Source organism: Metabacillus halosaccharovorans, assembly GCF_002019635.1.
In the GTDB taxonomy this organism is placed as follows: Bacteria; Bacillota; Bacilli; order Bacillales; family Bacillaceae; genus Metabacillus; species Metabacillus halosaccharovorans.
Window position 1 is genome coordinate 720,881 of the sequence record NZ_KV917372.1, and the last position, 24,281, is coordinate 745,161.

The following is a 24,281-nucleotide window of genomic DNA, read 5'->3' on the forward strand; positions in this document are numbered from 1 at the left end:
TCCTATCATTTGTATTATTGCCCCAAACAAAAAATCTCTCTTTTCAAATTAGAAAAGAGAGATTCATACGCATAGCTAACTAGAGTTGAGACATTCCGGCTTTCTCAACACGTATTCCTCACTCCTCCCTATACATCCGTAGGTACAAGCGCATATAACAGGCAGGTCTCCTGACTTAGGTTCATGGCTTCTTATTCCTTCCCATTTCATATTGAAATAGTGGTTATTAATAAGTTGCTCCCCATTACAGTGGCGGGACCGTGCCGGATTTTCACCGAACTTCCCTTTTAAGCTGTGATAGTATTCACAGCACCTGTTACATTTGATATGTAATTTTCAGACGATTTCTTCTTCTAGTATCTAAAAGACCTCTCTATTTTAAATAGAGAGGTCTTCATTTCAATGAAATCCCCTCTTATTTGTCAAAGCCATACACTTTGCAGGAATTAGCACCTTTTCAACGAATAAAAGTTGAATGGTTGCCGGGCTTCATCGGGCCAGTCCCTCCGCCACTCTGAATAAGAGTATTTTGATAATTAATGATATTTTGAATTTAATAGCATATTAGCATGAGAAAGGTAAAACTGTCAAAAAGATTTTCATTATTTCACCAATTTAAAATAATATTTCAAGTAAATAGTAGAATCGTGAGCATTTTTACTTTTCGTTTAATTTCTTAAAATTATAATTCCCCCACTGATGAAGGCCGTTCTTTTGCCTTATCTGCAGCACTTGCATTTTTCGTTGCTTCTTCTTTATTTTCAGCCATTTCTTCGACTGTTTTAATTTTTAATCGAGCAGCACCTTTATAATTTTTCGTTGGGATAAGTTGTTCTGTTTCGAGACGATATTTTGCTTCCGAAATTGCTTTAGAATATTGTGGTAACCATTTTTCCTGTGCAACTAATAGTTCATCTGTCATTTGCCATATTTCTTTCGGATTACATACCGCTCCTACTAATGGGTCCATCATCATCGCTTGACGTAATAGAAAGTCATCTCCCTTAACAGCTGCTTCCACTGCTAATCGTTGAACAGAAATACTCACATTACATACAGCAGCACACCCAAGCGGAAGATCACCTACATGTGGCATATTGATTCCATTTCGATCGACATAACCTGGGGCTTCAATTATTGCATCGTCAGGAAGATTTGTGATAACCCCGTTATTCACTACATTAAAATGTCCTCGATAAACTCTTCCTGTTTCAAGTCCTTCAATAATGTACGAACCATGTTCCTCACTGCGGTTCTCCTGTTTATATGTAAGAGAAGGCTCCTTCATCCAATTTGGGAAATCTGTCTCAAACCAATTCCTTCCCTCTGTGCACACACGTAAATATCCACCTGTTTCACCATTTATCCATGAGCCTAAATCTATCCATTCCTTAATCTCATCCGTGCGTTTTCGATACCATGGGATATATTCACTTAAATGTCCATTTGATTCTGTAGAGTAATAGCCAAATCTCCTTAACATATCAATTCTAACTTTTTCTGTTTTACGAAACTCAGGATGTTCCTCAAATGCTTCTAAAAGATTTCCTGTTAAATCTTCTCCCTGATGTTTCACACTAATGTACCAAGTTTGATGATTGATCCCTGCACAAATAATGTCGATCTCTTCTTTTTTATAGCCTAACACTTCTGCAATTTGTCTATGTCCGCCTTGAACTCCATGACAAAGTCCGATTGTTTTCACACCGCCATATACATTACAAGCCCAAGTAATCATAGCCATTGGATTTGCATAGTTTAAAAGGATACAATTCTCCTCTGCTACTTCTCTAATATCCTTACAAATCTCCAACATTTCTGCAATTCCGCGTTGACCGTACATAATTCCACCAGCACACAATGTATCACCAACACACTGATCGATTCCATACTTAAGTGGGATATCAATATCTAATCCAAAGGCCTCAAGTCCACCGATTCTTACAACCGAAAAAATATATCTTGCTCCTCTTAAGGCTTCCTTGCGATTAGTTGTAGCATGAATCTTTATATCCAATCCATTTTCATTAATATCGCGTTGACACAGTTCTGTTACCATTTGAAGGTTTGAAGGATTAATATCTGTAAAAGATACTTCAATATCTTGAAATTCAGATACAGATAACAAATCACGTAAAAGTCCTCTAGTAAACCCTATACTTCCTGCGCCGATAAAAGAAATTTTAAATGACATATAAAGAAAGCACTCCTTTTCATTTTATTATTATCATTTTAACAACAGAAGATTGAATACGTTTCCAATATCATAACTTTCTCAAAGGATTTCATGTCAAAAATCCTAACTTTTATAATATAAAAATAGGATGACCATTCCATTGGCCATCCCAAATTCAGTAATTTATTTTTTGAATTGACTTTTTTGCTAATTTTCTGTATTCATTAGGAGTTTGCCCTGTATATTTTTTAAATAACATACTAAAATATTGACGACTATTTACACCAACATAATGTGTAATCTCAATTACAGGTATCTCTGTTTCTTTTAACAACATTTTTGCTTTTTGGATTCTGAGCCTGGTTAAATAGTCCAAAATCGTACACTTCATTTGTTGTTTAAAAATACGGTGCAGATAGCCTGAATGAAGGCTCACCGCTATGGCAACATCTTTGATTTGGATATCACGATCATAATTTTGATGAAGGTAATCAACCGCTTGTTTCACATAAACATTTGATTGCTGACTTAAGTCATATTGCTCATTTTCATCCTTGTTAATGATCATTCTCGATAGCTGAATTAAAAGCTGACTAAATAATAAATAGACCATCGGATCTTGTATAGATCTTTCATTATCAAGTTCCAAAACTAAAGTCTTTAAAGAATGATAAATCTCATCCGGGTCCTTAAAAACAACATATGGTCTTTTTAATACTAGAAATCGATTTAAACTAACGGAATGGTCGGTTAATTCCTTTATCGATGGAAAACTTTCCACTTTTGAAACAAAAGTGAATTCAATGTTTAACATTCGACACGGGCTACCTTCTTCAACAAGTAAACGATGGGGAACATTTGCATCAAGGAGAATCACATCCCCCTTTTTCATCTGAATCGTTTCTTGCTCAGCCTCTACTACACATTGACCGTTTATCACATACATAATCTCAACTTCTTTATGAGCATGGAAATCCATGTGATGAAAATCCCACTGTTTAAAATAATAAGCGTTTACTTTTGGATGATAGTGATTGGTGAGTAATTCATGCTGATAAAGACTAAAATTACTCATATGTCCTCCATATTCGAATCGATCGTATTTTCGTAACCTACTATTCTATTAAACCATTTGGATACACAATAACTTTTAAGCTTTCTTTTTTATTAAGTCTAGCCCGTTCCATCGCTTCTTTCGTTTCGTCAAGAGTATAGCGATCTGTAATTAAACTATCTAAATTGTAATTTTGCGATGCTAAAAACTCAATTCCTTGATTATACGTATTTGCATATCTAAAGATTCCGAAAATATCTAATTCATAATCCGCGATAAGTGGTACATTTAATGGGATTTCATCTTGTGGCGGTAACCCAACAATTGCTAATTTGCCACCTCTTTTTAATGATTTTAGAGCTGTTTGAAGCGCTTTGGGATTACCAGCAGTTTCAAAGCAAACGTCAACACCTTTTCCTGCAGTGATATGCGCAATTTCTTCATTTGGATCCTGCTCCAAAACGTTTATAACATGTGTAGCACCTAGCTTTTTGGCAGCCTTCAATCGATTATCCTCTAAGTCCGTTACGATAATTTTCGAAGCTCCAAAAGCTTTTACTGCCGCTATGGCTGTAAGACCAACAGGTCCCATTCCCATTATAGCCACTGTTGAACCAGGTTGAAGTTTAGACCTTTTTGCTGCATGAATCCCCACTGAAAAAGGCTCAACAAGTGATGCTTCTTCAAATGATAGTTCGTCAGGTATTGGAAATAAGAAATCTTCTCTGTGCTTTATATATTGAACAAAGGCGCCGTCGATTGGAGGGGTTGCTAAAAATTGTACATCCGGACAAAGGTTATATCTCCCTTCCTTGCAATATTCACATTGTCCACATGTAATCCCCGGTTCAATCGCCACACGATCACCGATTTTCAACCTGGAAACTTGATCTCCAACCTCTACAACTATACCTGCACATTCATGACCCAAGATAATCGGTTTTTCAACAACATATCTTCCTATTTTTCCATGTTCATAATAATGAATATCAGACCCACATATTCCAACAGCCATTACCTTGACTAAAACTTCATTTCCTTCAACCTTTGGAACAGAAATTTCTTGGACTTCAATCTCATAGGGTCTTGTCATTACTGCCGCTTTCATGATAGTTGGAACCTCTACCTTTTCTACACTTTTGATAACAGATTGATTCGACATATCTCTACCTTCCCCTTTCTTAATCCCTATAACGAAAACGCTTTCTATTTTACTTTTAAAAGAAATATCATCGCTGAATAGCTGGGTGTATCTAAGATTTTAATTCTTGTCCCTACTAGAATAACACCATTTTCAAGAACAAAAAAGTGAAAAATCATCATTCAGGTGAAACAATCGATTAACATCATTCGTTTCATAGATGAATAACAAACAAAGGGAGCTGTTTCACTTGAAAAACATTAAAAAATTATCAGCAACTGTGTTAACTGCATCTGTCCTATTATTAGGAATTCCTGCTGGGGGAGTAAGTGCTCAAGAAAATGTCAATTATTCTATTTTTGACCTATCGGGTACATTAAAAGAAGGATCCAAGGGAGAAAATGTAAAAATCATGCAACGTGCATTAAATAAAGAAATGGGTGCTGAATTATCTGAGGATGGTATTTTTGGTCCTAATACAAAAACAGCTGTAATTGCCTTTCAAAAATCAACGAAATCGCTAAAAGTCGATGGAATATACGGACCAAAAACACATGAAGAACTTTCGAAGAAAATCAACTCTTTCGGCTTTGAAAACACTATTTTAAAAATGGGCAGCAGAGGTGAAGCAGTGAAAACACTTCAAAAAGCATTAAATGATATGAGCTATGACGTGAAAGTAGATGGAATATATGGAGCGGAAACGAAGGAAGCTGTTATTACATTTCAAAAACGCTTCCCGGACCTTGTAAATGATGGAATTTTTGGACCTAAAACTAAGGCAGTTATGGATAAGGTTTTAAATGACTAATATGTAGTAAAAGGCGATCAATTTTCTGATCGCCTTCATTATTCTCTAGATGTTGTTAAACACTTTATCAAACCCTATTTTAGAACGTTTAATCAACTCTTCACCTGATTCACTCGGTTGTTTAGGAGTTAATACTTCTTGTGATATTGGACCGCTATAGCCAGTTTTCTTTATACTTTTCAAGAATAAAGGTAAATCAATTACGCCTTCGCCTGTATAAAGCCGATCATTATCCTTAAGCCCCTCCACAGGTAAATCTGCTGCATCATTTATATGAACATGAACAATTTGCTGCTCATTTAAGTTGGATAAGTCTTCACTCGAGAGGCCTGTTGTATACCAATGATACGAGTCTAACAATAAGCCTACATTCGGTAATCCTATCGCATCAATTAATTGCAGTGTTTCCTCTTGTGTCCATATAAAAGGATTTGTCCAGGTGTTTCTTAAATGGTGTGGACCAACATACTCCAAACCAAGTCTCACATCATATGAACCTAGAATTTCCGCACAAATTCTCAGACGTTTTACTGCTAAACTCATAAATTGGGCTGATTTTAAGTCAGTTGAAGGTAAAATATACGTACAACATCGAGTACAACCTAAATCTTGTGCTGCCTTAGCTGCCGAAGCAAGATTGACTAAATCCTTTGAAAATTTTTCATGAGAACTTCTCCATTCAACTGGTAATCCTATCGCTCCTAATTGAATATTATTAACTTGTAATATCTCTTTTGCTCCTATTAGTCCATAGACTTCAATTATATCCTTTGCATCAAGATCAACAGATTGAAAAGAGTATTCTGATGCTAACTCAATAAATTGTTTATCATCTGTGAATGATCCTAATCCGGCTTTTGTTAATCCCCTTAACATCAACTATCACCCTCTTTAAGGAAATTTGAAAAACATACTCGTCTTAAACCTATGATCATCATTTGCTTAGCTAAGGAATTTCTCAATAACTAAATCTCCCAATCTAAAATGACTTCACGTCCTGTTTGGGATGATTCATAGATCGCATCTAAAATAAGATTGTTCGTTAACCCTGACATTACAGAGGTAATCGGTTGTTTTTCTTCAAGAATACACTCAATAAAATGTTTGCTTAGTTGAATGCGTTCATCTTCTTCAAGATCCTTCGGGGTAAGCTCGAGATCAATAGCACGATCGAACTGTTCAGTTAAAATCTTTGCTGAATTCCCATCAAGTGATGCCCCGCCTTCAGTACCCATTAAGTGAATAAAAGGGTTATTGCTAGTAGCCATATGTACAGCCCAGCTAACTTCCAGGGAAAGTGTTGATCCATCCTCCATTTTGATTAAAGCTGTGGCCAGATCTTCAACATCATATTGTCCATTCCAATTTGGAGTTCCCCAGGTTCCTATTCCTTTCTTTCTTGGTCCGAATTCAGCATAGGTAGACCCGTAAACGGAAACCGGTTTTGGATTACCCATTAAATATAGCCCTAAATCTAACATATGAACACCGATATCAATTAATGGTCCCCCACCAGCTTCTGATTTGGTCGTAAACCAGCTTCCCCAACCCGGGATCCCTTTTCTACGATACCAGCCTGTTTTGGCATGATAAATCTTTCCTAACGAGCCCTTTTCTACCTGTTCTTTAATTTGCTGGATTTGCCATTGCCATCTCATTTGATGTGCAACCATGACGATCCTTCCTGAATCCCGCTGAGCCCTTACAATTTCTTTTGCCGCTTCGCTATCGATTCCCATCGGTTTTTCTATTAACACATGCTTACCTGCTTTTAACGCTTGTAATGCTAGTGGAGCATGCCATTTATTAGGTACTCCAATGATTACTGCATCTATGTTGGAATCATGAATTAAATCCTCTGCACTATTAAACACTTGATGTACTTTATATTCAGTTGCCCTTTGTTCTGCCAGTGGAAGATAAGCATCAGTAATCCCTTGCAGAATGATTGAATCGGTTAATTGTGAGAATGTACTTAAATGAACATTTCCAATAGCCCCTGCACCTATGATACCTAATCTAATTTTTTGACTATTCATGTAAAAAACCTCCTTACTCATAATTCCTTTTTTCAATGTAAAAAAAACGCTTACAGATATGGTAAAATATAATGGATAAAAAAGCAGATCAGTTTTTCATCTGTTTATCTCATTTTTTCTGATAGGAGGAAACGGTTAATGACCACTTTTCCCATGTATTTATCTGAATATCCTAATATGAACACATCATTTCCGTTTCATCTATCTATTCATAGAATTAAAGATCAGTTTCCTTCACACCGTCATGATTATCTTGAATTCTCATTCGTTATTGATGGATTCGGAACTGAAATGATCAACGGAAAAAACCATAAGATGGAGCCCGGTACCTTCACGTTTATTCTCCCTTACCAAATACATAAACTATCTGCTGAAAAAGAATCAACATTGGTTTTATATAATTGTATGTTTGATTTAGCATTACTTCATCATTTAGGATTACAAGACGCATTAATTAATACAGAAGATCTTTTTTTAGATCCGTTTATCAAGATAGATGCTCAAGATTTCCTAAAAATGAAGAGCATCTTAGAAGAAATGCTTGAAGAATACACACAAAATAAACCGTATAAAGACATTTTAATAAAAGCTAAGCTTGCTGAAATTATGGTCATTTTTGAACGATTGAGACGTACGCAAAATGCCTCTGCAGCCACTAGTAAAAAGGCAACAAAAAAAGGAATCATTTGGGATGTTATTCAATACATTCATATACATTATCAAGATGATATTACTTTATCCAATTTAGCAATTAAATTTCATGTGAGTGTTCCATATTTAAGTGAACTTTTTAAAGAACACGTAGGTCAAAACTTTGTTCATTTCTTACACGAAGTCAGAATTCGTCATGCATGCAGCCTATTAACATCAACAACCATTTCTGTTACAGATATAGCTTTAGAGGTCGGATATCGTTCTTTCCAGACATTTTCACGTGTTTTTCGTGATCAAAAAAAGGTTTCACCAACAACTTATCGTAAAAAAAACCTACAACATAGGAGCATGGAAATGTAAACAAGAAGCCAATTCTTCTTTTTGAAAAAACTACATCATCCAACAAAACTACTAATCTATAAAAAATGAAAGCACCCTTGTTTAGAGTGCTTTCATTTTTTAATTAGATCAATTTACTTTTGAGAGTTGATCTTTTAAATAATTAATGCTTATTTCCACACTTTCAAGTGGGGAACGTTTACATTTATCTTGTTCTACAACCACCCATTCAACTTTCGCTTCATCAAGAGTATGTAAGATTGCTTCTAGATTAACCCCACCAGTTCCTAATTCTGCAAAAGTTTTATCAGAATCAGTTGTCATATCCTTTAAATGGATCAATGGCATACGTCCTGTATATTTTTTCATCCAATCTACCGGATCTTCACCAGCTAGTGTTAACCAATATACATCTAATTCAGCCTTAACATACTCTGGATTTGTCTCATCAAATAATCTTTCAAGATGTGAGCAGCCTTCTCTTTTTTCTAATTCAAAATCATGATTATGATAGCTTAGTGCGATTCCTTCTTCTGAACAGCGTTCTCCAACTTTATTTAAAGTTTGCGCAAGTTGATCATATTCATTTCTTCGATCCTCAACTAAGTATGGACAAACAATGTTTTTACAATTAAGCGTTTTCAAATAAGCTAATTCATCTTCTAAATGTTGTTCCATTCTTTCTAATGAGACATGACTGCTCACAGCAACTAATCCAAGATTATCCAGAGTTTGTTTTAATTCAACAGCTTCCTTGCCATAATACCCAGCCAATTCAACTCCATTAAATCCCAGTGCTGCTACTTTTTCTAAAGTACCATAAAAATCTTGCTCACACTCATCTCTTAGTGTGAATAATTGAACAGCTATTAATTTTCCCATTATTTTTTCTTCCCTTCATGCTAGTCTCATTTTTATCATAACAGAACTATTTAATAAATACATATAAAAAATATCAAATCAATTTTTTGTGTTTTGTATATCTACTCAATACATTTAATCCCATAATGAAACACTTAGAATGACATTTCCTCGTATAATGTATTCAATCCATTATTAACCATATAAACAATTCTTTACATTTTTTAAAAAATTGACTACACTAACAATATCCCTTCCGAAACATTCGCTTGTTGCGGGACACTTAACCAATGTACGGATCGGAAGGGATTAGAGGAGGTTAAACATATGTTTAACCTCCTCTTTTTTCTAGAATATGTTGATAAGCATTTGTTTGTTTAATAATGGAAAATTTTTAGGAAAATTAGTGCTTATTAAAACGTTTTCTGCTATTATTAGAATATATATTTATTTTTAAATAGCCAACTTATGATTGGTGTCTTCTTTGGGAGGAGCTATTATGTCACGTACATATGAATTTGTATACTTACCAACAGATGTTGGGACGATTCGACTTGATATTTTTTATAAACATTCCATGTTTCACGTTCAAGCTGAATTGAATGATTTGATGACGTCTTCTTATGATCGAAAGAAAGTGGAAGCTGTTAAAAAGTCATTACTCCTCTTAGCGAAAGAGCATCATGCTTTTGGCCATCATGAGTAGGTCAAACAAAATATATTAAGTTAAATATCAAATAATTATAGGCAGTAATGCAATAAGTATTATTAATTGCGTTAGCTGCTTCTTTTAATCCTTTATATGGTTAGGACAAGAGGTGAATAAAGTGTTAGAAGGTTGGTTCCTTTGGTTTATCTTGTTTTGGGTTGTATTTCTTGTATCTATGCTTGCTATTGGCGGCTACTTTATGTTCCGGAAATTTTTACAAAGATTACCTAAAGAAGATGGAAAATCAGATTTGGATTGGCAAGACTACTATTTAGAAAAGACAAGACATATGTGGAATGATGATGAAAAAAACTTGCTAGAAGAGTTGGTAGAACCCGTACCGGAGCTGTTTCGAGATGTTGCAAGAGCTAAAATCGCAGGAAAAGTTGGTCAATTAGCCTTAAAAGAGCAAGCATCATCAATCAATTTAGATTTAATTATAAGAGGTTATATTATGGCAACTCCTAAACGTGATCATAAATTTCTTATGAAAAGACTTACTGAAAAACAAATTGACTACTCTGAATATAAAGCTCTTTTTTAATGACTAAAGCCAATAAAGAGATCCGAAATCTAATGATTCCGGATCTTTTTATGTAATTCAGCATGATAAATTATTTATGGTTATGGTTATTCGATAAATGATGTTCTTTCTGGACTCGTAAAAAAGCACGATACATAGCAATTCGCCATGGAACAATCATTCCAAAAGCTAAAATCCAAAACATTCCACTTAGTTCCCCTACATCAATTGTAGTGCTAAGAAAGGACTTCATGATGATTCGAATAATTAATAAACCTATTAATATGAAAGCAAATGCCTTAGATCGTTTTAAATAAATGTTATTATCTCTAATTTCAAAATTTGAAGTTTTAATTAAAAAAATAGAAAAAAACATTCCTACAAATAATGCCTCAAAAAATTCCGCTGCTGTTACGCGAAAAAAAGGATGAATAAACATCAACGCACCTGTACTCATAAAGATCGGTGGCAAAATAATCTTTTTAGCTGATGCAGGTTTTTTAGCAGATTTAAAACGAATGAATAATACAAATAAGGCCATTGCCACAGCAATGAACGATGAAACAACCGTTAACAATAATATCAATCCTTTACTAGTTAACTCTACATGTACTAGTATAAACGAATTTCGAAAGGATACCTAGAAAATCTCTAATAAAAATAACATAACACACAGAATAAAAATTTCTCCAAATAGATCTGTTCGGACTTAAAGTAGGAAAACATCTAAAGATAAAAACCATTTAAGAAATAAATATCTTAAATGGTTTTTAATCTATTATCCTAATACTCGATCAATCGCTTCTAATACACGATTTTCATCAAACGGTTTTACAATGAAATCTTTAGCTCCTGCTTCAATCGCTTCCACAACCATTTTTTGTTGTCCCATTGCAGAGCACATAATAATTTTTGCATCTGAATATTGCTGTTTGATTTCTTTTAGAGCTTCAATTCCATTTTTCTCTGGCATTGTAATATCTAGAGTAACCAAATCTGGCTTTTCCTTTTCGAAAAGTTCAATAGCCTGAATCCCATTTTCAGCTTCTCCTACAATTACATGGTTTGCCTTTTTCAATATATTTGACAAAGTCATTCTCATAAACTTGGCATCATCAACAATTAAAATTCTAGCCATGCCTAGCTCCTCCTCATACATGATGAGAAAAACCCAGCTGATCGTCTGTATATTTATCAGACGAAAGCCTTAGTTTTTCTTATACTATCAGATTTGATCTAAAATTCTGATAATATAAAAGAAAGATTGAACCCTCAATCCCTCTTATAGAAGGCGATTGACATTTGACTTAATTGGAGGCTATCTCTAATTTCTTTTAACCTTCAATGCAATATCTATCACACATATGACCATTATATCAAATTTATGTCTTAAATATAGTAAAAATGTCACTAAAATAGAGCAAAAGATTAAAAACCAGTGAATCCCCCAAAAATCCTTGTTAAGAATATAATAATAGATGTCATTATGTCAAAAAATAACAGAATCCCCATAAAAATCATGAGATATCCTCCGATTTTCATTATAGCCATGTTATGCTTTTTAATCCAACCAAGCTTCCCGATAAAAAAGGATAATACCAGAAATGGAACTGCAAAGCCTAATATATAGGCAATCATATAAAGCATTGCGGATCCTGGATTTGTTGCTGCTAACCAAATTACTGCAGAAAGTATTGGTCCCGTGCATGGTGTCCAGCCTGCTGCAAAAGCCATGCCAATAAAGAATGTACCTATATAGCCTGTAGGACGGTTTTTAAATTCAAACCGGTGCTCTTTCATTAAAAATTTCGGGTTAAATACTCCAATTATCATGAGTCCAAATACGATAATTAACAAAGCTCCAATTTGTCTTATTAAATCTTGATAATTTTGAAAAAATTCTCCTATAAAAGAGGTGCCAAACCCAAGTGCTATAAAGATTGAAGAAAATCCTAATAAAAAGAAGACTGTATGTAATAAACTTCTTTTATGTAATAATGCATTTTCAGATTTTAATTCACCAACCGATACTCCTGTTATATACGATAAAAATGCCGGATATAGTGGTAAACAGCATGGAGAAATAAAAGATAAAAAACCCGCTCCAAAAGCTAAAAATATATTCACATCTGTCATATTACTCCTCCTAAAGAGAATGTCTTCTCTATTCTAGCAAAAGTTCTATTATTTTAAATGTTTCTTTATGTGACATTTTTATGTCAATTCCATATCTTATGGTAAATTTTCCTTTTCATTCCACCTTATAACCATTTATAATAGAATCATTGCTGTTTATATCATATGTTTGAAAATGATATAATAGAAATAGCTAATCTATTCAAAGAAAGGACAAGTTCTCGTGTCTAAACAAGAAATGCTTCAAATGATTGAAAAGAAACGAGCCGAGCTAATTGACATTGTCCTACAAAATGGGCTGAATTCTAACATATCAATTAAATATAGCCAAGAGCTTGATGTATTATTAACACAATATATAAAAAAAGATTTACCTCATAAAAAACAGGTTTGTTCATAAATCAAAATGAAAAAGCACATTAAACGTGCTTTTTTTATTTTAACCAATACGTTTGAGCGTATCTTCAAATTCCTCATTCTTAAGTTCTTAAATATTATTTCCCCTTTAAAAAATGCTTCTTTAGATATGTATAATAACCATAATTAAGACATATAATCTAACAACCCATTAGGAAGGAGGAAAAACCATGAATAGTCGGATTTTCTTATTCCTAGCAACAATTTTCAGTGGTTTTGCACTTATTCGAATTCCTTTAGCAGACACATTTCTAGCTAGTATCGAACCTGTTACAACGATAATTGGTGTATTAGCGATTCTCATATTCTCACTTGTACTTATTTATTATGGTGTTAGAAATTTGTTTAGTAAATAGAAGTATGGGAAAGTACTCCTTGAGTGCTTTCCCTTTTTACATACGTGCTAACTACTAAACAAAACCGCAATCAATTGATCGCGGTTTTGTTATCTATATCATCTTTCGTTTAACTTTTTCAGAAATTCTAAAAAGTGATGATTAAACTAGAATAAGACTTCAATTAGGCATGATCATTTAAAAAAACTTCTAAATCATTTATAATTTTGACACATACGTCGCTATTGCTCTTTGCACATCATAGATACTTTTGTCTTTTTTAAATTGTTTCGAAACTGGATTTGCCGTACTAGATATCCAGATTTTTAACTCTGCATCTAAATCAAAGCTCCCAGCAGTCTCTACGCTAAAATGTGTAATACTCTTATAAGGAATAGAGTGATATTCAACTTTTTTACCAGTAACTCCTTGCTTGTCGATTAGAATTAACCGAGTATTAGTGAAAACAATTAAATCACGGATTAATTTATAAGCTTTTTCAACTTTTTCATTTTCAATAATTACTAACTCTAATTCTTTTTCCACTGATTTTATATCAACTTCTGAAACATTACCCATTAACCCATCTAAAATACCCATATAAACCTCCAATATTAAAGTGATTAGAATTAATATTCTTTATAGCTTAAATTTCCCCTTCTTTACATGATTATTTTATTCCTAAGTATTATGTTTTAAGCCTCTTACAGTATATTCATTCATATTACTGGTTAGAAAGTGAATGAATCAAAATAATATTAAGTAAAAGAAAAACTGGAACAATAAAAACCACCTTATTTGAACTGCACCCCAAAAGTTAGAGTAAAGAATCTAACTTTTGGGGTGTTTTATTAATGTCTAGATATGATGAAAAATTTAAGCTTATGGAAGTGAAAGAATATCAAGAAGGACAACTTGGATATAAACTGTTAGCTAAAAAACATTACATTAAGTCACATAAGCAAATGATTAATTGGGTGAAAAATTACGAGAAGTTTGGACCTGAAGGGTTAATGAGGAAAAAGCAGAACAAAACTTATTCTGTTCAATTCAAGCTGGATGTTATAAGCTTTATGGAAAGAACAGGATCTTCAGTAATCGACACAGCCCTGGAGTTTGGGCTAACAAATCCTCCTATGATAACTGCGTGGAAGAAAGCCTTTTTGGAGGGTGGTGCTGTGTCTCTGGATAGACCGAAAGGACGGCCACCTATGTCTGATAAAGCTAAGAATAAAGAAAGTAAAAAAACAATTCAAGATAAAGAAATGACCTACGAACAAAAGTTGGAGAGAGAAAACGAGCTTCTTCGGTTAGAGGTAGAATACTTAAAAAAGTTACAAGCTTTTCAGATGAATCCGGAAGGTTATCTCGAAAAGCACAGGCGGCATTATCGTCTGAACTCAAAGAAAAGTTCAAACTAAAAGACGTTCTAAAAATAGTAGGAATTCCGGAATCTTCCTACCATTACCACATGAAAATGATGATGAAGGAGAATCCCAATCAGGAACTTGAAGAATGTATTCAATCCATATTTGAGGATCATGAGGGTAACTATGGGTATCGTCGTATCTATTCGAACTTAAAGCAACGTGGTTTGATAATTAATCACAAGAAGGTACAGCGCATAATGAAAAAACTTGGGCTCAAATGTGATAAATTCAGTAGAAAAACACGTAAGTATAGTTCTTATAAAGGAACTGTTGGAACAATTGCCAAGAACCGCATTAACCGTCGTTTTCACACAAGTTTGTGTCATCAAAAATTAACAACAGATATCACAGAATTCAAGTGCTCAGATGGTAAACTTTATTTTAATCCAATCATGGATATGTTCAATAGTGAGATTGTTTCGTATGGGATAGGTATGCGACCAAACTTAGAATTGGCCATAAAACCTCTCGAAGAAGCTTTGGAAATTGTAAAAGAATCAAAGTACAGAACCACTATTCATTCCGATCAGGGCTGGCATTATCAACATAAGAAATGGACAAAGACCCTAAAGAAACATAAGGTGTTCCAGAGTATGTCACGAAAGGGAAACTGTTTAGATAATTCACCGATGGAAAACTTTTTCGGATTAATAAAACAGGAAATGTATTATGGGGAAGCAGCCTGCTCATTTGAAGAATTAAAAAAGAGAATTGAAGAATATATCATTTATTATAATAACAAGCGCATAAAGCAAAAATTGGCAGGCATGAGTCCGGTTCAATTCCGTATCCATACCAGCCAATTAGCCGCTTAATATAAAACTCTAACTTTTAGGGGTCACCACAATTGTTAGTTTCCAACAAAATAGTGGTTTTGGATTGGTCTAATGAAAAATACAGCAAAAATAAGATCAAAATTCCAATAAAAAACCCTTTATCCTTTTTCATGAAAGATTACGCATAATATATATCAAAACAAGAACATTATTTCTTGTTATAGCAACGCTTTTCTTATTTTTCAATTTATACATTTGTGACATCATTTGATTAATTTTCTTTTAAGATGGTTTCATTCCCATTTACATCAAAACGTTGATATAAGGGTTTCTTATAACATTTCCGACCACTTTTCTGATAAGAAAAAAAATATAACATACTGTCATTCTATTTATCCATATTATATAGTAGTTTTCGGTTGTTTATGCAGCACCATTATTTCTTATACTCTCCAAAAGCCAACAACACCTGTATGGGCTAAGACAGTTATAATAGGAGCAATAGTCTCTAAGTAGCCTTTTTTATTACGATAAAATTGAAATTTTTAAAATTAAATATTATTCCATATTTTCTACAAAAAGTTATTGTTGGATTTAATAGGAAGTTGTATAATAAACTCTGTTATTATAAATTTAATAGTATTTTAGTACTAGGACGGAGAGAGAAATGAGTCAGAATATCCATTTAAAACAGAATCTTGATCAACAACAACAAGCAATTTTAGCATCAGAGTTTGACAAAAGAAAAAAATCAAAAGTCGTTACCTTCTTATTATGGTTTTTCCTAGGCACATTCGGAGCACATCGCTTCTATACAGGTCAAACTGGTTATGCTATTGCAATGTTACTTTTAGGATGGGCAACACTAGGAATTTGGCCATTAATTGATGGAATTGTTTGTCTAGTCAGCAAAGTTGATAGTATCAACGAAGAAATCGAAAGAGATATTATCGCACAACTTTCAACAATCAATAAGGCAGGATAAGTTTTTAACACACGATTTAACAAGTCGTGTGTTTTTTTATTCCCTTCATAAATAATATCCCACCCTTAATACAATTAGGAAACATTACTCATGAAATAGTCCATAAAGTAATTATAAGTTAGGATTCAGCAAAAGTTAGCATAGTGGCCTAAATGGCTCAACTTCCTAAATCATGTGAACATTTTGTTAAAAATTTCCTTCCCCTGATTTTCGACAACAAAATCAATCTCAATATTTTACAATCAGATAGTGTTTTTTAATCAACACAATATTCAAAAGTGAGGATGGTTTGCAAATGAAAAAATTTGTCTTTACGATTGACTCCGATGAGGTTGTAATTTATGCAAATGGTATTCTTAATGCTTCTGCTGAGATAATAAGAATCGCAGATAGTAAATCAAAAATTAAATTTATAGGTGTTAGATATTAAAAATATTAATTGAATCGCTTTGGGCACATAGACTACAAACACTGTGTGCCTATTCCTCTGTAAACAAATTATCTCAACTAAAATTAGCCCTTTCCATTTTTTCTCATGACATAAATTTACAGATGATTCAATCAAAATAAATACACCCTAATTTGGGTGTTAAATAGCTCTTATAAAATTTTTATAAGTATATGTTTCTTTACCTTCAATTCCATTTTGATTTTTAAAAATGATTTGAGATCGCACAATATTCTCATCATAAGAATACACTAAATATCCTCTGGTTTTCCCACTTGGTAATACCTCAACTAGATCAAATTCCGGGTTAACCTCAGATATATCTTCAAAACGATTAATAAACCTTTCTTCTATTACTTTTAAATCCCTATCTTATAACCTTATAGGTGGAAATAATCTTAAATCAAGAATAAGAGTAAATAAGACTTTTTTCATCATTATTCCCCTCTTTATGTAAAGACATTGATAATTATACAAGAAGTAAATTTTTGTATAGTTTTGATTACTTATAAACGTGGATTTAAATGCTAAAATACACCTTTAATCATGACTAAGAGATGTAAGCAGTGAAAGACAACAACGAGTCAACAACTCAGAAGTATAAGATTAACCAATGCTCAACTATAGGTACGAATGGTATTAATATCACATGGTTCTTTACTGATATTCCAGAAGATGATCGTATGTCTAGGGAAATATTTAAGGACCTTCTTATTAAAGAAATTATGAGATAAAACACTTACTTTTTGATCTTAGGTCTTTTCATAATTACTCTTTTTTTCAACAAGGAAAATTCTAATTTGTTTTAACTGCTGACGTTTGTTTATCATATTCTTTTTGGTTTAACCTTTAGCAAAAAAATGATAAAGATACTCTTCATATACATCTTCTAATAACACAAAAAAACACCTTCCTGATTAATCTATCATCAGAAAGGTGCTCGAATCCATGCTATAAGAAAGATAAAGCAATCTATTTTAAAAATCCAGAAGAAAGATTCACCCAAAAAGGTTTTTTAACTTAGGATTTTAAATTATATAATCGCATATTATCTTGTTATACCAACGCTTTTCTTATTTTTGCATTTTATTCATTTGCGACATCATTTGATTAATTTTCTTTTGGGATGGTTTCATTCCCATTTGCATCATCATCATTTTTAGCATTTGTTCGTTAATTGGTGGATTTTTCTTCAGGTAATTCATCATATATTTACGCGCAATGAAAAATCCTAGTGCAACTCCAGCAAGTAGAGCTAGAATGCCTACTAGAATAACAACCCATAATTCCATTGGTTTTCCTCCTTCATGTTGTCTATCTTACAGTGTACTAAATCAATAGCTATTATACAACATTTGAACTATAATTTCTCTATTTTTCAGCCAAAATTTCTTTCTTTTATAGGGTTTAACCAACCATATCTTTCACCTTTAAAATCCATTGCTAAAAAACAAGGATCAAACTTTCTTAATACTTCAAAAAATATCGTCTCTGCTTCAAAACTTCCATCAGAAGAAAGTTCAAGATGCCGGTTTTTTACAATGAGGGTAGCGTTTCCGACATTTCCTTTTAATGCAATCTTATGTATATGATGGAACATTTGATAATCTGTACGTTTTGATAAATGAGTTCCTAGTAATTGATGTATAAATAAAGCTGGTACTGGTTTAGAAATATACTGAATTTGTTTTTCAATTGTACTTCCATGAGCTGAACGAGCTGTTGTCCAGTGAAAGTCTTGAAACAGATGGTAGATTTTAGATTCCCGTCCAAAATAGTGACTTGCAAACTCTTCTTCTATTAAATAAATATAATAGTGTCTCACCATTTCACTCTCCCCAACCATTCTATTTCTCTAATTATATAAGAAGTCAAAAGAAATAATTGTCTTAAACTGGAGAGAGAAGCCACTATTTTTGTCGAACAGTTCTAGTTAGAATCTGGTTAAACTCATTTTCAATAAGAAATAGGAGGAATAATAGTCCTCCTCCTGTTTTTAGTGAAGATCTTTCCTTCTCTCATTTTTGATTTTTTGAGGTGTTACATCATTCCCATTTGGATCAACAACTGTAACTCCTTTAAGTGTAGTTTTCATAGAAGAGCGAAAAGCATCTAAATATTCCCTACGTAAAGCCTGTTGTTCAACTTTTTCTTTATCTGTTAAGCCTTCTGTCTTTGATTTCTTAGATAATTTGTTTATTCGATCTATTTTAGATTTTGGTAACATCATTTTACTCCTCACATTATTAGTATATACTTTGTACATTGTGTAAATAGTTATAGAATATAAGCATTGCCACAAATGTCATCATACTAAATAGAGAAAAAAATAACAACTTTCTAAACTCATGTCTCATCTAAATTTCGATGATTTTTTTCGAGGTGCTCTTTGTATCTTCTATGGACTGTTGCTTTGCTAACATCAAATCCTAAACCTCTCAGTGTTGCAGCTATTTCCTGAAATGTTAGCTTCTTATCTCTTAGTTTAATGATTTCATCAATTGGTACCTCGATCTTCTCACGTCCTCCTCCTTGTTCTTGATTCTTTAAATTATCCTGAGGATTAAAACCATTCTCTATCGCTCTCTGCATTCCTCTTTTAATCTTGTAATTTGTCAGTTTTCTTTGAAATTCTTCTACTGTTGCAAGAATACTCAGTATCATTGAATCTGTTTCGGATAATTCAGGCTCTCCTTTTTCATTTAAGGTGAATACTGTAGCATCAAATTTCTTTATTTCATGTAAGAGTGCAATTTTAGCGTGACCACGTCCTAACCTAGTATCATCCTGAACTAATAATACAGATGCTTTCTTGTCTTTTAACAATTCAAGCGCTTCAATCATTCCACCACGATCAACATCATATCCACTATGTCTTTCTTCTATTACTTTAATAACCTCCATACTGTGAGTCTCCGCTAGTGAAAGAAGCTCTTCTTTTTGTCTATCAATTGAAGTATCCTGTGTATCTTTCTCTGTACTAACTCGACAATAAATAATTGCTTTCATTTCTGTCACACCTATCAGATCATTCTTTATTGTTTTATTCGCTCGCTATCTGTTGAAATTGATGGATTTCTTCCTTTTGTATAGGTACAAAAACGATGTCCCCTGGAGCTATGGTAGTTGAATGAATATGATTTTTCTCCTGAACCCATTTGACAAAATCCTGTTTCGAAATACTATGTTTATCTTGAAACTGATCTGCAATCGACCAGAGACTATCACCCTCTTTGATTTCGACTTGGTGATAATTCTCTAAGCTGTCTGTTTTATTTGTATAAGTAATTCCTGCTGTAATGGCTAATAGAACAACAAAAAAAGCTAGTATGTAAGATAAAGATTCTTTTTTCATAATAACACCCCGTAAGAATATTTGTTCGTATTTATATTTTAAGTATAGTGCGAACAACTGTTCTAGTCAAGCGTTTTTTCGAACTTATGTTTGTATATATAGGTAAATGATGCTATAATAAACATAAATTAGAGGATCCGAGGTGTCACAGAGGATGACAAAACTATCAAAAAGACAACAAGATATTTTAAGCTTCATAAAAGATGAGGTCCAAAAGAAAGGATATCCACCTTCTGTCCGGGAAATCGGTGAAGCTGTAGGTCTGGCATCAAGTTCAACTGTCCATGGACATTTAGCTAGATTAGAATCCAAAGGATTAATTAGAAGGGACCCAACAAAACCTAGAGCAATTGAGATTTTAGAAGAAGAAACACCCCATATTCCAAAGAGTAACGTGGTAAATGTTCCGGTTATCGGAAAAGTCACTGCAGGGCTTCCTATTACTGCTATCGAAAATGTAGAAGAGTATTTCCCTTTACCAGATCGCTATATTTCTGAAGATGAACATGTCTTTATGCTAGAAATAATGGGTGAAAGTATGATTGAAGCCGGTATCTTAGATGGCGACTTAGTGATTGTTCGCCAGCAACAGACCGCAAACAATGGTGATATTGTTGTTGCTATGACAGAAGACGACGAAGCGACGTGTAAGAGATTTTTCAAAGAAAAAGATTATATTCGTCTGCAACCTGAAAACTCTACTATGGAACCTATCATTTTACGAAATGTTAGTATCTTAGGTAAAGTAATTGGCGTTTATCGTACAGTACACTAGGCTTATCTTAAATGATAAGCTTTTTCTTGTTTTAATATAAAAACAAAAAAGCCTCAACAAATTGGCGAGGCTTTTTCTATTCTATTAATACATTGACATGTATTGTTCTCTTTCCCATGGGTGTACTTGAGTACGGAACATAATTTATATCTAAAATACACTATATAGAGATATCTATATAATAGTAGAAACTCGGATTTTATTGATAAAAAATCATCTATTCGAAAATGGGATATAAATAAAAGTGAATGGTTTTTGGTCATTGTTTGGTCTCGATTTTGGTCAGTCTAACCGATTACAAAATGGTGCCACTTTCCATTGGACGCATTACAAGTAAAGCCCGGGGGAATGCAGAAATGAATAAAAAAAAATATATATTTGTTTGGCTTTTGGTTAAAGTTACACTTGTTTTATTTACATTATTTTGCGGCTTAACAGTTTGGGCTTTGTTCCAACATGAAGCGTATGAAGTTTCCTCTGTATTTTTTATTTTGTGGTTAACTTTCGTTTTATTTATAAATTTCAAGGAGCATGAATATTTCAAAATCAAAAGCCCCTCCAATTAAGGAAGGGCTTTTTGTTTTGGCTCTGTTTGATTTTCTTGTTAAACTAACTAGCAAATTTTTTTAACAAATATGGTATATTTTTTAACCACTTCACTCAAAATATACTGAAAAGAATATGTATAAGTATCTAATTTGTTCGTAAGAAAAAATAAATAAAAAGGTGAGTTAATGGAATTCATGAAGTATGAAGGTGAATGGTATGTCTGGATATTAGTAATAATTTCGGTATTTTCTGTATTACTTATGCCTAAAAAAAATTTAACATGGGTGGGAATATTTATTACTTTTGGAGTATCAGGGCACATAACTTGGTTGTCCGATTCCATTGTAGGGGGTGCAATAGACTTATTCGACCTAGCAAAGAAAAACAGTATCGAACTTAGTGATGCTTTTTTAATTAGCTTCGTTCCTCCATGTATATCGACTATTTATGTTAATTTCTATACCCCCCAGAAAAAGTGGGCTTTTGCATTAATTTTCACATTGTTGTCTTTTGTTTTGGAAATAGGCTTAGTTAAATTCGGATACATGGAAAATAAAAATTGGGAAACACTATATGGAATACCTGTTTATTTTATATTTTATAGATTCTTTTTTCCTTGGTTTTTAGGGTTACTTTCAAAAAAGAAAGTCAAAATAGATTCTTGAACAAACGTGTGCTTTAATAAACAAGAAAAAAAAGGACTAATTGAGTCCTTTTTCTATTAAATATCAAGATTAAAATATAACAAAACAATTTATTTAAATAATGTTTCGAAAGTATTCTTACCACATATACCATCGACAGTTAAATTCTTATCTCCCTGAAATGTTCTCACTGCATAATAACATCCATTCCCAAAGATTCCATCAAAACCTTTAGGATCATAACCTAAGCAATATAGCATTCCTTGGATAATTCTTGTTATATCCCCTACTGCACCTCTTGACACTGTACGAATTTCAGACTTTGTCTTTGAACCCCATATACCGTCGATAACTAACTTTGCTCTAAATTGAAGGTTTAACTCAGTTTGTAGCCCTTTAATTGCTGCTTTTTTTGTTTTCGCACCAAATAGACCATCAACTACTAATTCAGTACGATAGTTATTATTTAACCATTTTTGAAAATTATCGATATATCCTTTTTTATCTGTTATTGTAGGATTTTTAACGACTTCGGATTTTACTTGCTCTTTTCGATTAATCGTTTTACTGCTGCCGTTCATTGTTTTCACAACATCATTAATGAATTGATCCCAAGTGATACCATGTTTATTTAAAGCATTATGTGGATCACTTCTGCGCTGTGGATCAAGTGTCGCATGTGCAACAATTTCTTTCTTTGGATCTAAATCAAACTTTTTACAAAGGTATGCGTGATACCATACATATCGCTTATAAGCTTCTCCAAAGTTAATACTACCACCATAGCAAAGCTCTGTACCAATCATACAATCATTGGCATCATCACCAAATAAACGGTTGTCATTCGGCTTAGTATATCGAACATGCCATGCTTTTTCATTAAGTGGAACAATCTCTAAAATATATTTATCATCGATGAAAGTATGTGCGCTTGCTGAAGGTTGATGATTATTAAAATAATCCCTATTATTATAAGCTGTACTTCCGGGGTTTCCGGTATCGTGAGCGACTGCTGCTCTAACCTTTTCGATTTTTTGACCACTTCTCGCTTTACCTTTTTTTATATAATCTCTAGTAATTTGATAAGACATCACTCATTACCTCCCTTTTTATCTTTCAATCTTTCTTTTACATTTGTGTTCTTCCAAACTGCATATATATTAATAGCCAAAGCTATTGTAGCTGCTACCAGAACAACAAAAGCATCAATGCTTTCCTGTGTAAACCATTCAAAAGAAATTCCAATTGTTCCAAAGAACATTAATAAAGCTGTTAAAAATCCACCTAATAAAGTAGCAATATCCTTTTTCATATTTAAGCATCTCCTTTATTTTCAATTGTGTCTAATCGCCTATGTGCTTGCTTTGCGGATTCCTCAACCCTTGTAATTCGTTCACTGTGATCATTTAATTGTATTTCTTTAGCTTTTAAATCAAGCAAAATATTATCCACACCCCTACGGATATATCCTAGTTCAACTTTTAATTCTGCCCTTTCTTGTCCATCATCTTTAACTGATTTTGTTCTATTGAGTTGGTAAACCTGATAACTAATTACCAATCCAAATGCTGCAATTAATATCCCTACTTCTATTGTCAATGTCATCAAAACCTTTCATAAAATATAAAAACCTAGCCATAAAGACTAGGTTCGATAGTTTATTCTTTTACAAGAGATACTGTTTTAACACTTCTTGAATCAATGATCACTTCACCGATTAGGACAACATGATCATTGGTTTCACTGTTCTGCGCTTCCTTTAATTGTGTGAATATCTCTTGGACATTGTAATTATCAACCTCGGTTGTATGAACTTCACCACTATGTTCAATGATGATGATTTTCATTATTTATCTTCCCCTTTCGCTTTTTCAGCTTTTAATGTATCAATCTCTTTTTTCAACTCTTCGTTTTCAACTTTTAGATTTTCATATTGTTGTAATACATTTTGTAATCTTTCTTGGAAATCTGCTGATTGTGCCGCAAAAACCGCTCTTTCTCTTGAAATTCTTGCTAGATCATTTGAAATTGCATTCATCGCTTTTTCATTTAGAATATTTTGATGTTGTAATAATAAATCCTTTTCATCGAATTGTTGTTGTGGTTGTTGTTCTGTCATTTTAA

General features: G+C 33.1%; 34 protein-coding genes, 1 pseudogene and 2 riboswitches. Of the genes and pseudogenes, 14 read left to right on the plus strand and 21 right to left on the minus strand.

Annotated features, from left to right (window positions below):
* Positions 1-143: 143 nt before the first annotated feature.
* Positions 144-332, minus strand: a riboswitch (cobalamin riboswitch).
* Positions 333-412: 80 nt separating this feature from the next.
* Positions 413-525: riboswitch (SAM riboswitch) on the minus strand.
* 157 nt (positions 526-682) lie between these two features.
* The 3 genes from melA to BK577_RS17795 all read right to left on the minus strand — a co-directional run bounded on the left by melA (position 683) and on the right by BK577_RS17795 (position 4,392).
* Entirely contained in the window at positions 683-2,194 is a 1,512-nt protein-coding gene (gene melA, locus BK577_RS17785; RefSeq protein ID WP_078434198.1) for an alpha-glucosidase/alpha-galactosidase, read from the minus strand.
* A 157-nt stretch (positions 2,195-2,351) separates the two neighbouring features.
* Positions 2,352-3,251, minus strand: a complete 900-nt coding sequence (locus BK577_RS17790) for an AraC family transcriptional regulator (protein ID WP_078434199.1) — start codon at positions 3,249-3,251, stop codon at positions 2,352-2,354.
* A 40-nt stretch (positions 3,252-3,291) separates the two neighbouring features.
* Positions 3,292-4,392 carry an NAD(P)-dependent alcohol dehydrogenase gene (locus tag BK577_RS17795; RefSeq protein WP_245823541.1) on the minus strand — a complete coding sequence of 367 codons (1,101 nt, stop codon included), beginning with the start codon at positions 4,390-4,392 and terminating at the stop codon, positions 3,292-3,294.
* Between the two features lie 229 nt (positions 4,393-4,621).
* On the opposite strand from BK577_RS17795, the gene BK577_RS17800 reads away from it, so the two are divergent.
* Entirely contained in the window at positions 4,622-5,182 is a 561-nt protein-coding gene (locus BK577_RS17800; protein WP_169908360.1) for a peptidoglycan-binding domain-containing protein, read from the plus strand.
* Positions 5,183-5,227: 45 nt separating this feature from the next.
* Here the strand turns inward: BK577_RS17800 and BK577_RS17805 are convergent, their stop codons facing one another.
* Positions 5,228-6,058 carry a sugar phosphate isomerase/epimerase family protein gene (locus BK577_RS17805; RefSeq protein WP_078434201.1) on the minus strand — a complete coding sequence of 277 codons (831 nt, stop codon included), beginning with the start codon at positions 6,056-6,058 and terminating at the stop codon, positions 5,228-5,230.
* Positions 6,059-6,147: 89 nt separating this feature from the next.
* The gene (locus BK577_RS17810; protein WP_078434202.1) at positions 6,148-7,221 is read right to left on the minus strand and encodes a Gfo/Idh/MocA family protein; all 1,074 of its coding nucleotides are present in this window, start codon (positions 7,219-7,221) and stop codon (positions 6,148-6,150) included.
* A gap of 138 nt (positions 7,222-7,359) precedes the next feature.
* On the opposite strand from BK577_RS17810, the gene BK577_RS17815 reads away from it, so the two are divergent.
* A complete protein-coding gene (locus BK577_RS17815) occupies positions 7,360-8,235 on the plus strand; it encodes a helix-turn-helix domain-containing protein (RefSeq protein WP_078434203.1) in 876 nt (291 codons plus the stop codon).
* 108 nt (positions 8,236-8,343) lie between these two features.
* Here the strand turns inward: BK577_RS17815 and BK577_RS17820 are convergent, their stop codons facing one another.
* Positions 8,344-9,096, minus strand: coding sequence for a sugar phosphate isomerase/epimerase family protein (locus tag BK577_RS17820; RefSeq protein WP_078434204.1), 753 nt, complete (start codon positions 9,094-9,096; stop codon positions 8,344-8,346).
* A gap of 478 nt (positions 9,097-9,574) precedes the next feature.
* On the opposite strand from BK577_RS17820, the gene BK577_RS17825 reads away from it, so the two are divergent.
* Both BK577_RS17825 and BK577_RS17830 read left to right on the plus strand, forming a co-directional pair.
* Entirely contained in the window at positions 9,575-9,781 is a 207-nt protein-coding gene (locus tag BK577_RS17825; RefSeq protein WP_078434205.1) for a hypothetical protein, read from the plus strand.
* 121 nt (positions 9,782-9,902) lie between these two features.
* Positions 9,903-10,328 (plus strand): DUF2621 domain-containing protein, encoded by a 426-nt coding sequence (locus tag BK577_RS17830; protein ID WP_078434206.1) that lies wholly within the window; start codon positions 9,903-9,905, stop codon positions 10,326-10,328.
* Between the two features lie 70 nt (positions 10,329-10,398).
* Here the strand turns inward: BK577_RS17830 and BK577_RS17835 are convergent, their stop codons facing one another.
* From BK577_RS17835 to BK577_RS17845, 3 genes are all read right to left on the minus strand, one after another.
* Positions 10,399-10,884, minus strand: a complete 486-nt coding sequence (locus BK577_RS17835) for a CcdC family protein (protein ID WP_078434207.1) — start codon at positions 10,882-10,884, stop codon at positions 10,399-10,401.
* A gap of 201 nt (positions 10,885-11,085) precedes the next feature.
* Entirely contained in the window at positions 11,086-11,445 is a 360-nt protein-coding gene (locus tag BK577_RS17840; protein ID WP_078434208.1) for a response regulator, read from the minus strand.
* Between the two features lie 290 nt (positions 11,446-11,735).
* Positions 11,736-12,443, minus strand: a complete 708-nt coding sequence (locus BK577_RS17845; protein WP_078434209.1) for a cytochrome c biogenesis CcdA family protein — start codon at positions 12,441-12,443, stop codon at positions 11,736-11,738.
* A gap of 238 nt (positions 12,444-12,681) precedes the next feature.
* Here BK577_RS17845 and BK577_RS17850 point away from each other — a divergent pair, with 238 nt between their 5' ends.
* Both BK577_RS17850 and BK577_RS17855 read left to right on the plus strand, forming a co-directional pair.
* Entirely contained in the window at positions 12,682-12,843 is a 162-nt protein-coding gene (locus tag BK577_RS17850) for an aspartyl-phosphate phosphatase Spo0E family protein (RefSeq protein WP_078435308.1), read from the plus strand.
* Between the two features lie 187 nt (positions 12,844-13,030).
* Positions 13,031-13,216: a hypothetical protein gene (locus tag BK577_RS17855; protein ID WP_078434210.1), complete on the plus strand. Its 186-nt coding sequence runs from the start codon at positions 13,031-13,033 to the stop codon at positions 13,214-13,216.
* Between the two features lie 198 nt (positions 13,217-13,414).
* Here BK577_RS17855 and BK577_RS17860 read toward each other — a convergent pair whose 3' ends face one another.
* A complete protein-coding gene (locus BK577_RS17860; RefSeq protein ID WP_078434211.1) occupies positions 13,415-13,795 on the minus strand; it encodes a PH domain-containing protein in 381 nt (126 codons plus the stop codon).
* 254 nt (positions 13,796-14,049) lie between these two features.
* Here BK577_RS17860 and BK577_RS17865 point away from each other — a divergent pair, with 254 nt between their 5' ends.
* The 5 genes from BK577_RS17865 to BK577_RS26095 all read left to right on the plus strand — a co-directional run bounded on the left by BK577_RS17865 (position 14,050) and on the right by BK577_RS26095 (position 17,568).
* Positions 14,050-14,616, plus strand: a complete 567-nt coding sequence (locus BK577_RS17865) for a helix-turn-helix domain-containing protein (protein WP_078434212.1) — start codon at positions 14,050-14,052, stop codon at positions 14,614-14,616.
* A complete protein-coding gene (locus BK577_RS17870; protein WP_139367382.1) occupies positions 14,517-15,440 on the plus strand; it encodes an IS3 family transposase in 924 nt (307 codons plus the stop codon). Before BK577_RS17865 ends, BK577_RS17870 begins: the two co-directional genes overlap by 100 nt.
* 628 nt (positions 15,441-16,068) lie before the next feature.
* Positions 16,069-16,386, plus strand: a complete 318-nt coding sequence (locus BK577_RS17875) for a TM2 domain-containing protein (RefSeq protein WP_078434214.1) — start codon at positions 16,069-16,071, stop codon at positions 16,384-16,386.
* A 295-nt stretch (positions 16,387-16,681) separates the two neighbouring features.
* A complete protein-coding gene (locus BK577_RS26650; protein ID WP_281252617.1) occupies positions 16,682-16,816 on the plus strand; it encodes a hypothetical protein in 135 nt (44 codons plus the stop codon).
* Positions 16,817-17,400: 584 nt separating this feature from the next.
* A complete protein-coding gene (locus tag BK577_RS26095) occupies positions 17,401-17,568 on the plus strand; it encodes a hypothetical protein (protein WP_169908362.1) in 168 nt (55 codons plus the stop codon).
* A gap of 339 nt (positions 17,569-17,907) precedes the next feature.
* Here the strand turns inward: BK577_RS26095 and BK577_RS17880 are convergent, their stop codons facing one another.
* The 5 genes from BK577_RS17880 to yneA all read right to left on the minus strand — a co-directional run bounded on the left by BK577_RS17880 (position 17,908) and on the right by yneA (position 20,189).
* Positions 17,908-18,126: a YneF family protein gene (locus BK577_RS17880; RefSeq protein ID WP_026559250.1), complete on the minus strand. Its 219-nt coding sequence runs from the start codon at positions 18,124-18,126 to the stop codon at positions 17,908-17,910.
* A gap of 86 nt (positions 18,127-18,212) precedes the next feature.
* Entirely contained in the window at positions 18,213-18,662 is a 450-nt protein-coding gene (sirA, locus tag BK577_RS17885; protein WP_078434215.1) for a sporulation inhibitor of replication protein SirA, read from the minus strand.
* 168 nt (positions 18,663-18,830) lie between these two features.
* Entirely contained in the window at positions 18,831-19,061 is a 231-nt protein-coding gene (locus tag BK577_RS17890; RefSeq protein WP_078434216.1) for a DUF896 domain-containing protein, read from the minus strand.
* A 119-nt stretch (positions 19,062-19,180) separates the two neighbouring features.
* Positions 19,181-19,843 (minus strand): YneB family resolvase-like protein, encoded by a 663-nt coding sequence (locus tag BK577_RS17895; protein ID WP_078434217.1) that lies wholly within the window; start codon positions 19,841-19,843, stop codon positions 19,181-19,183.
* 34 nt (positions 19,844-19,877) lie between these two features.
* Positions 19,878-20,189: a cell division suppressor protein YneA gene (gene yneA, locus BK577_RS17900; protein WP_078434218.1), complete on the minus strand. Its 312-nt coding sequence runs from the start codon at positions 20,187-20,189 to the stop codon at positions 19,878-19,880.
* Positions 20,190-20,343: 154 nt separating this feature from the next.
* Here yneA and lexA point away from each other — a divergent pair, with 154 nt between their 5' ends.
* From lexA to BK577_RS17915, 3 genes are all read left to right on the plus strand, one after another.
* On the plus strand, positions 20,344-20,964 hold the full coding sequence (gene lexA, locus BK577_RS17905) for a transcriptional repressor LexA (RefSeq protein ID WP_078434219.1): 621 nt from the start codon (positions 20,344-20,346) through the stop codon (positions 20,962-20,964).
* 356 nt (positions 20,965-21,320) lie between these two features.
* Positions 21,321-21,530, plus strand: a complete 210-nt coding sequence (locus BK577_RS17910) for a hypothetical protein (RefSeq protein WP_078434220.1) — start codon at positions 21,321-21,323, stop codon at positions 21,528-21,530.
* A 177-nt stretch (positions 21,531-21,707) separates the two neighbouring features.
* Positions 21,708-22,178 (plus strand): hypothetical protein, encoded by a 471-nt coding sequence (locus BK577_RS17915; protein WP_139367383.1) that lies wholly within the window; start codon positions 21,708-21,710, stop codon positions 22,176-22,178.
* An 89-nt stretch (positions 22,179-22,267) separates the two neighbouring features.
* Here BK577_RS17915 and BK577_RS26655 read toward each other — a convergent pair whose 3' ends face one another.
* The 6 genes and pseudogenes from BK577_RS26655 to BK577_RS17940 form a co-directional block, all read right to left on the minus strand.
* Entirely contained in the window at positions 22,268-22,738 is a 471-nt protein-coding gene (locus tag BK577_RS26655; RefSeq protein WP_281252643.1) for a peptidoglycan-binding domain-containing protein, read from the minus strand.
* Positions 22,739-22,741: 3 nt separating this feature from the next.
* Positions 22,742-23,251, minus strand: a pseudogene (locus BK577_RS26455) (peptidoglycan recognition protein family protein); the annotation flags it as partial.
* Positions 23,248-23,469, minus strand: coding sequence for a cation diffusion facilitator family transporter (locus tag BK577_RS17925; protein WP_078434223.1), 222 nt, complete (start codon positions 23,467-23,469; stop codon positions 23,248-23,250). The pseudogene BK577_RS26455 and the gene BK577_RS17925, both read right to left, overlap by 4 nt.
* Before the next feature lie 2 nt (positions 23,470-23,471).
* The gene (locus tag BK577_RS17930; RefSeq protein ID WP_078435309.1) at positions 23,472-23,756 is read right to left on the minus strand and encodes a hypothetical protein; all 285 of its coding nucleotides are present in this window, start codon (positions 23,754-23,756) and stop codon (positions 23,472-23,474) included.
* Between the two features lie 59 nt (positions 23,757-23,815).
* Positions 23,816-24,004, minus strand: a complete 189-nt coding sequence (locus BK577_RS17935; RefSeq protein WP_078434224.1) for a hypothetical protein — start codon at positions 24,002-24,004, stop codon at positions 23,816-23,818.
* Entirely contained in the window at positions 24,004-24,276 is a 273-nt protein-coding gene (locus BK577_RS17940) for a hypothetical protein (RefSeq protein WP_078434225.1), read from the minus strand. The genes BK577_RS17935 and BK577_RS17940 overlap by 1 nt, the downstream gene beginning before the upstream one ends.
* Positions 24,277-24,281 lie beyond the last annotated feature (5 nt).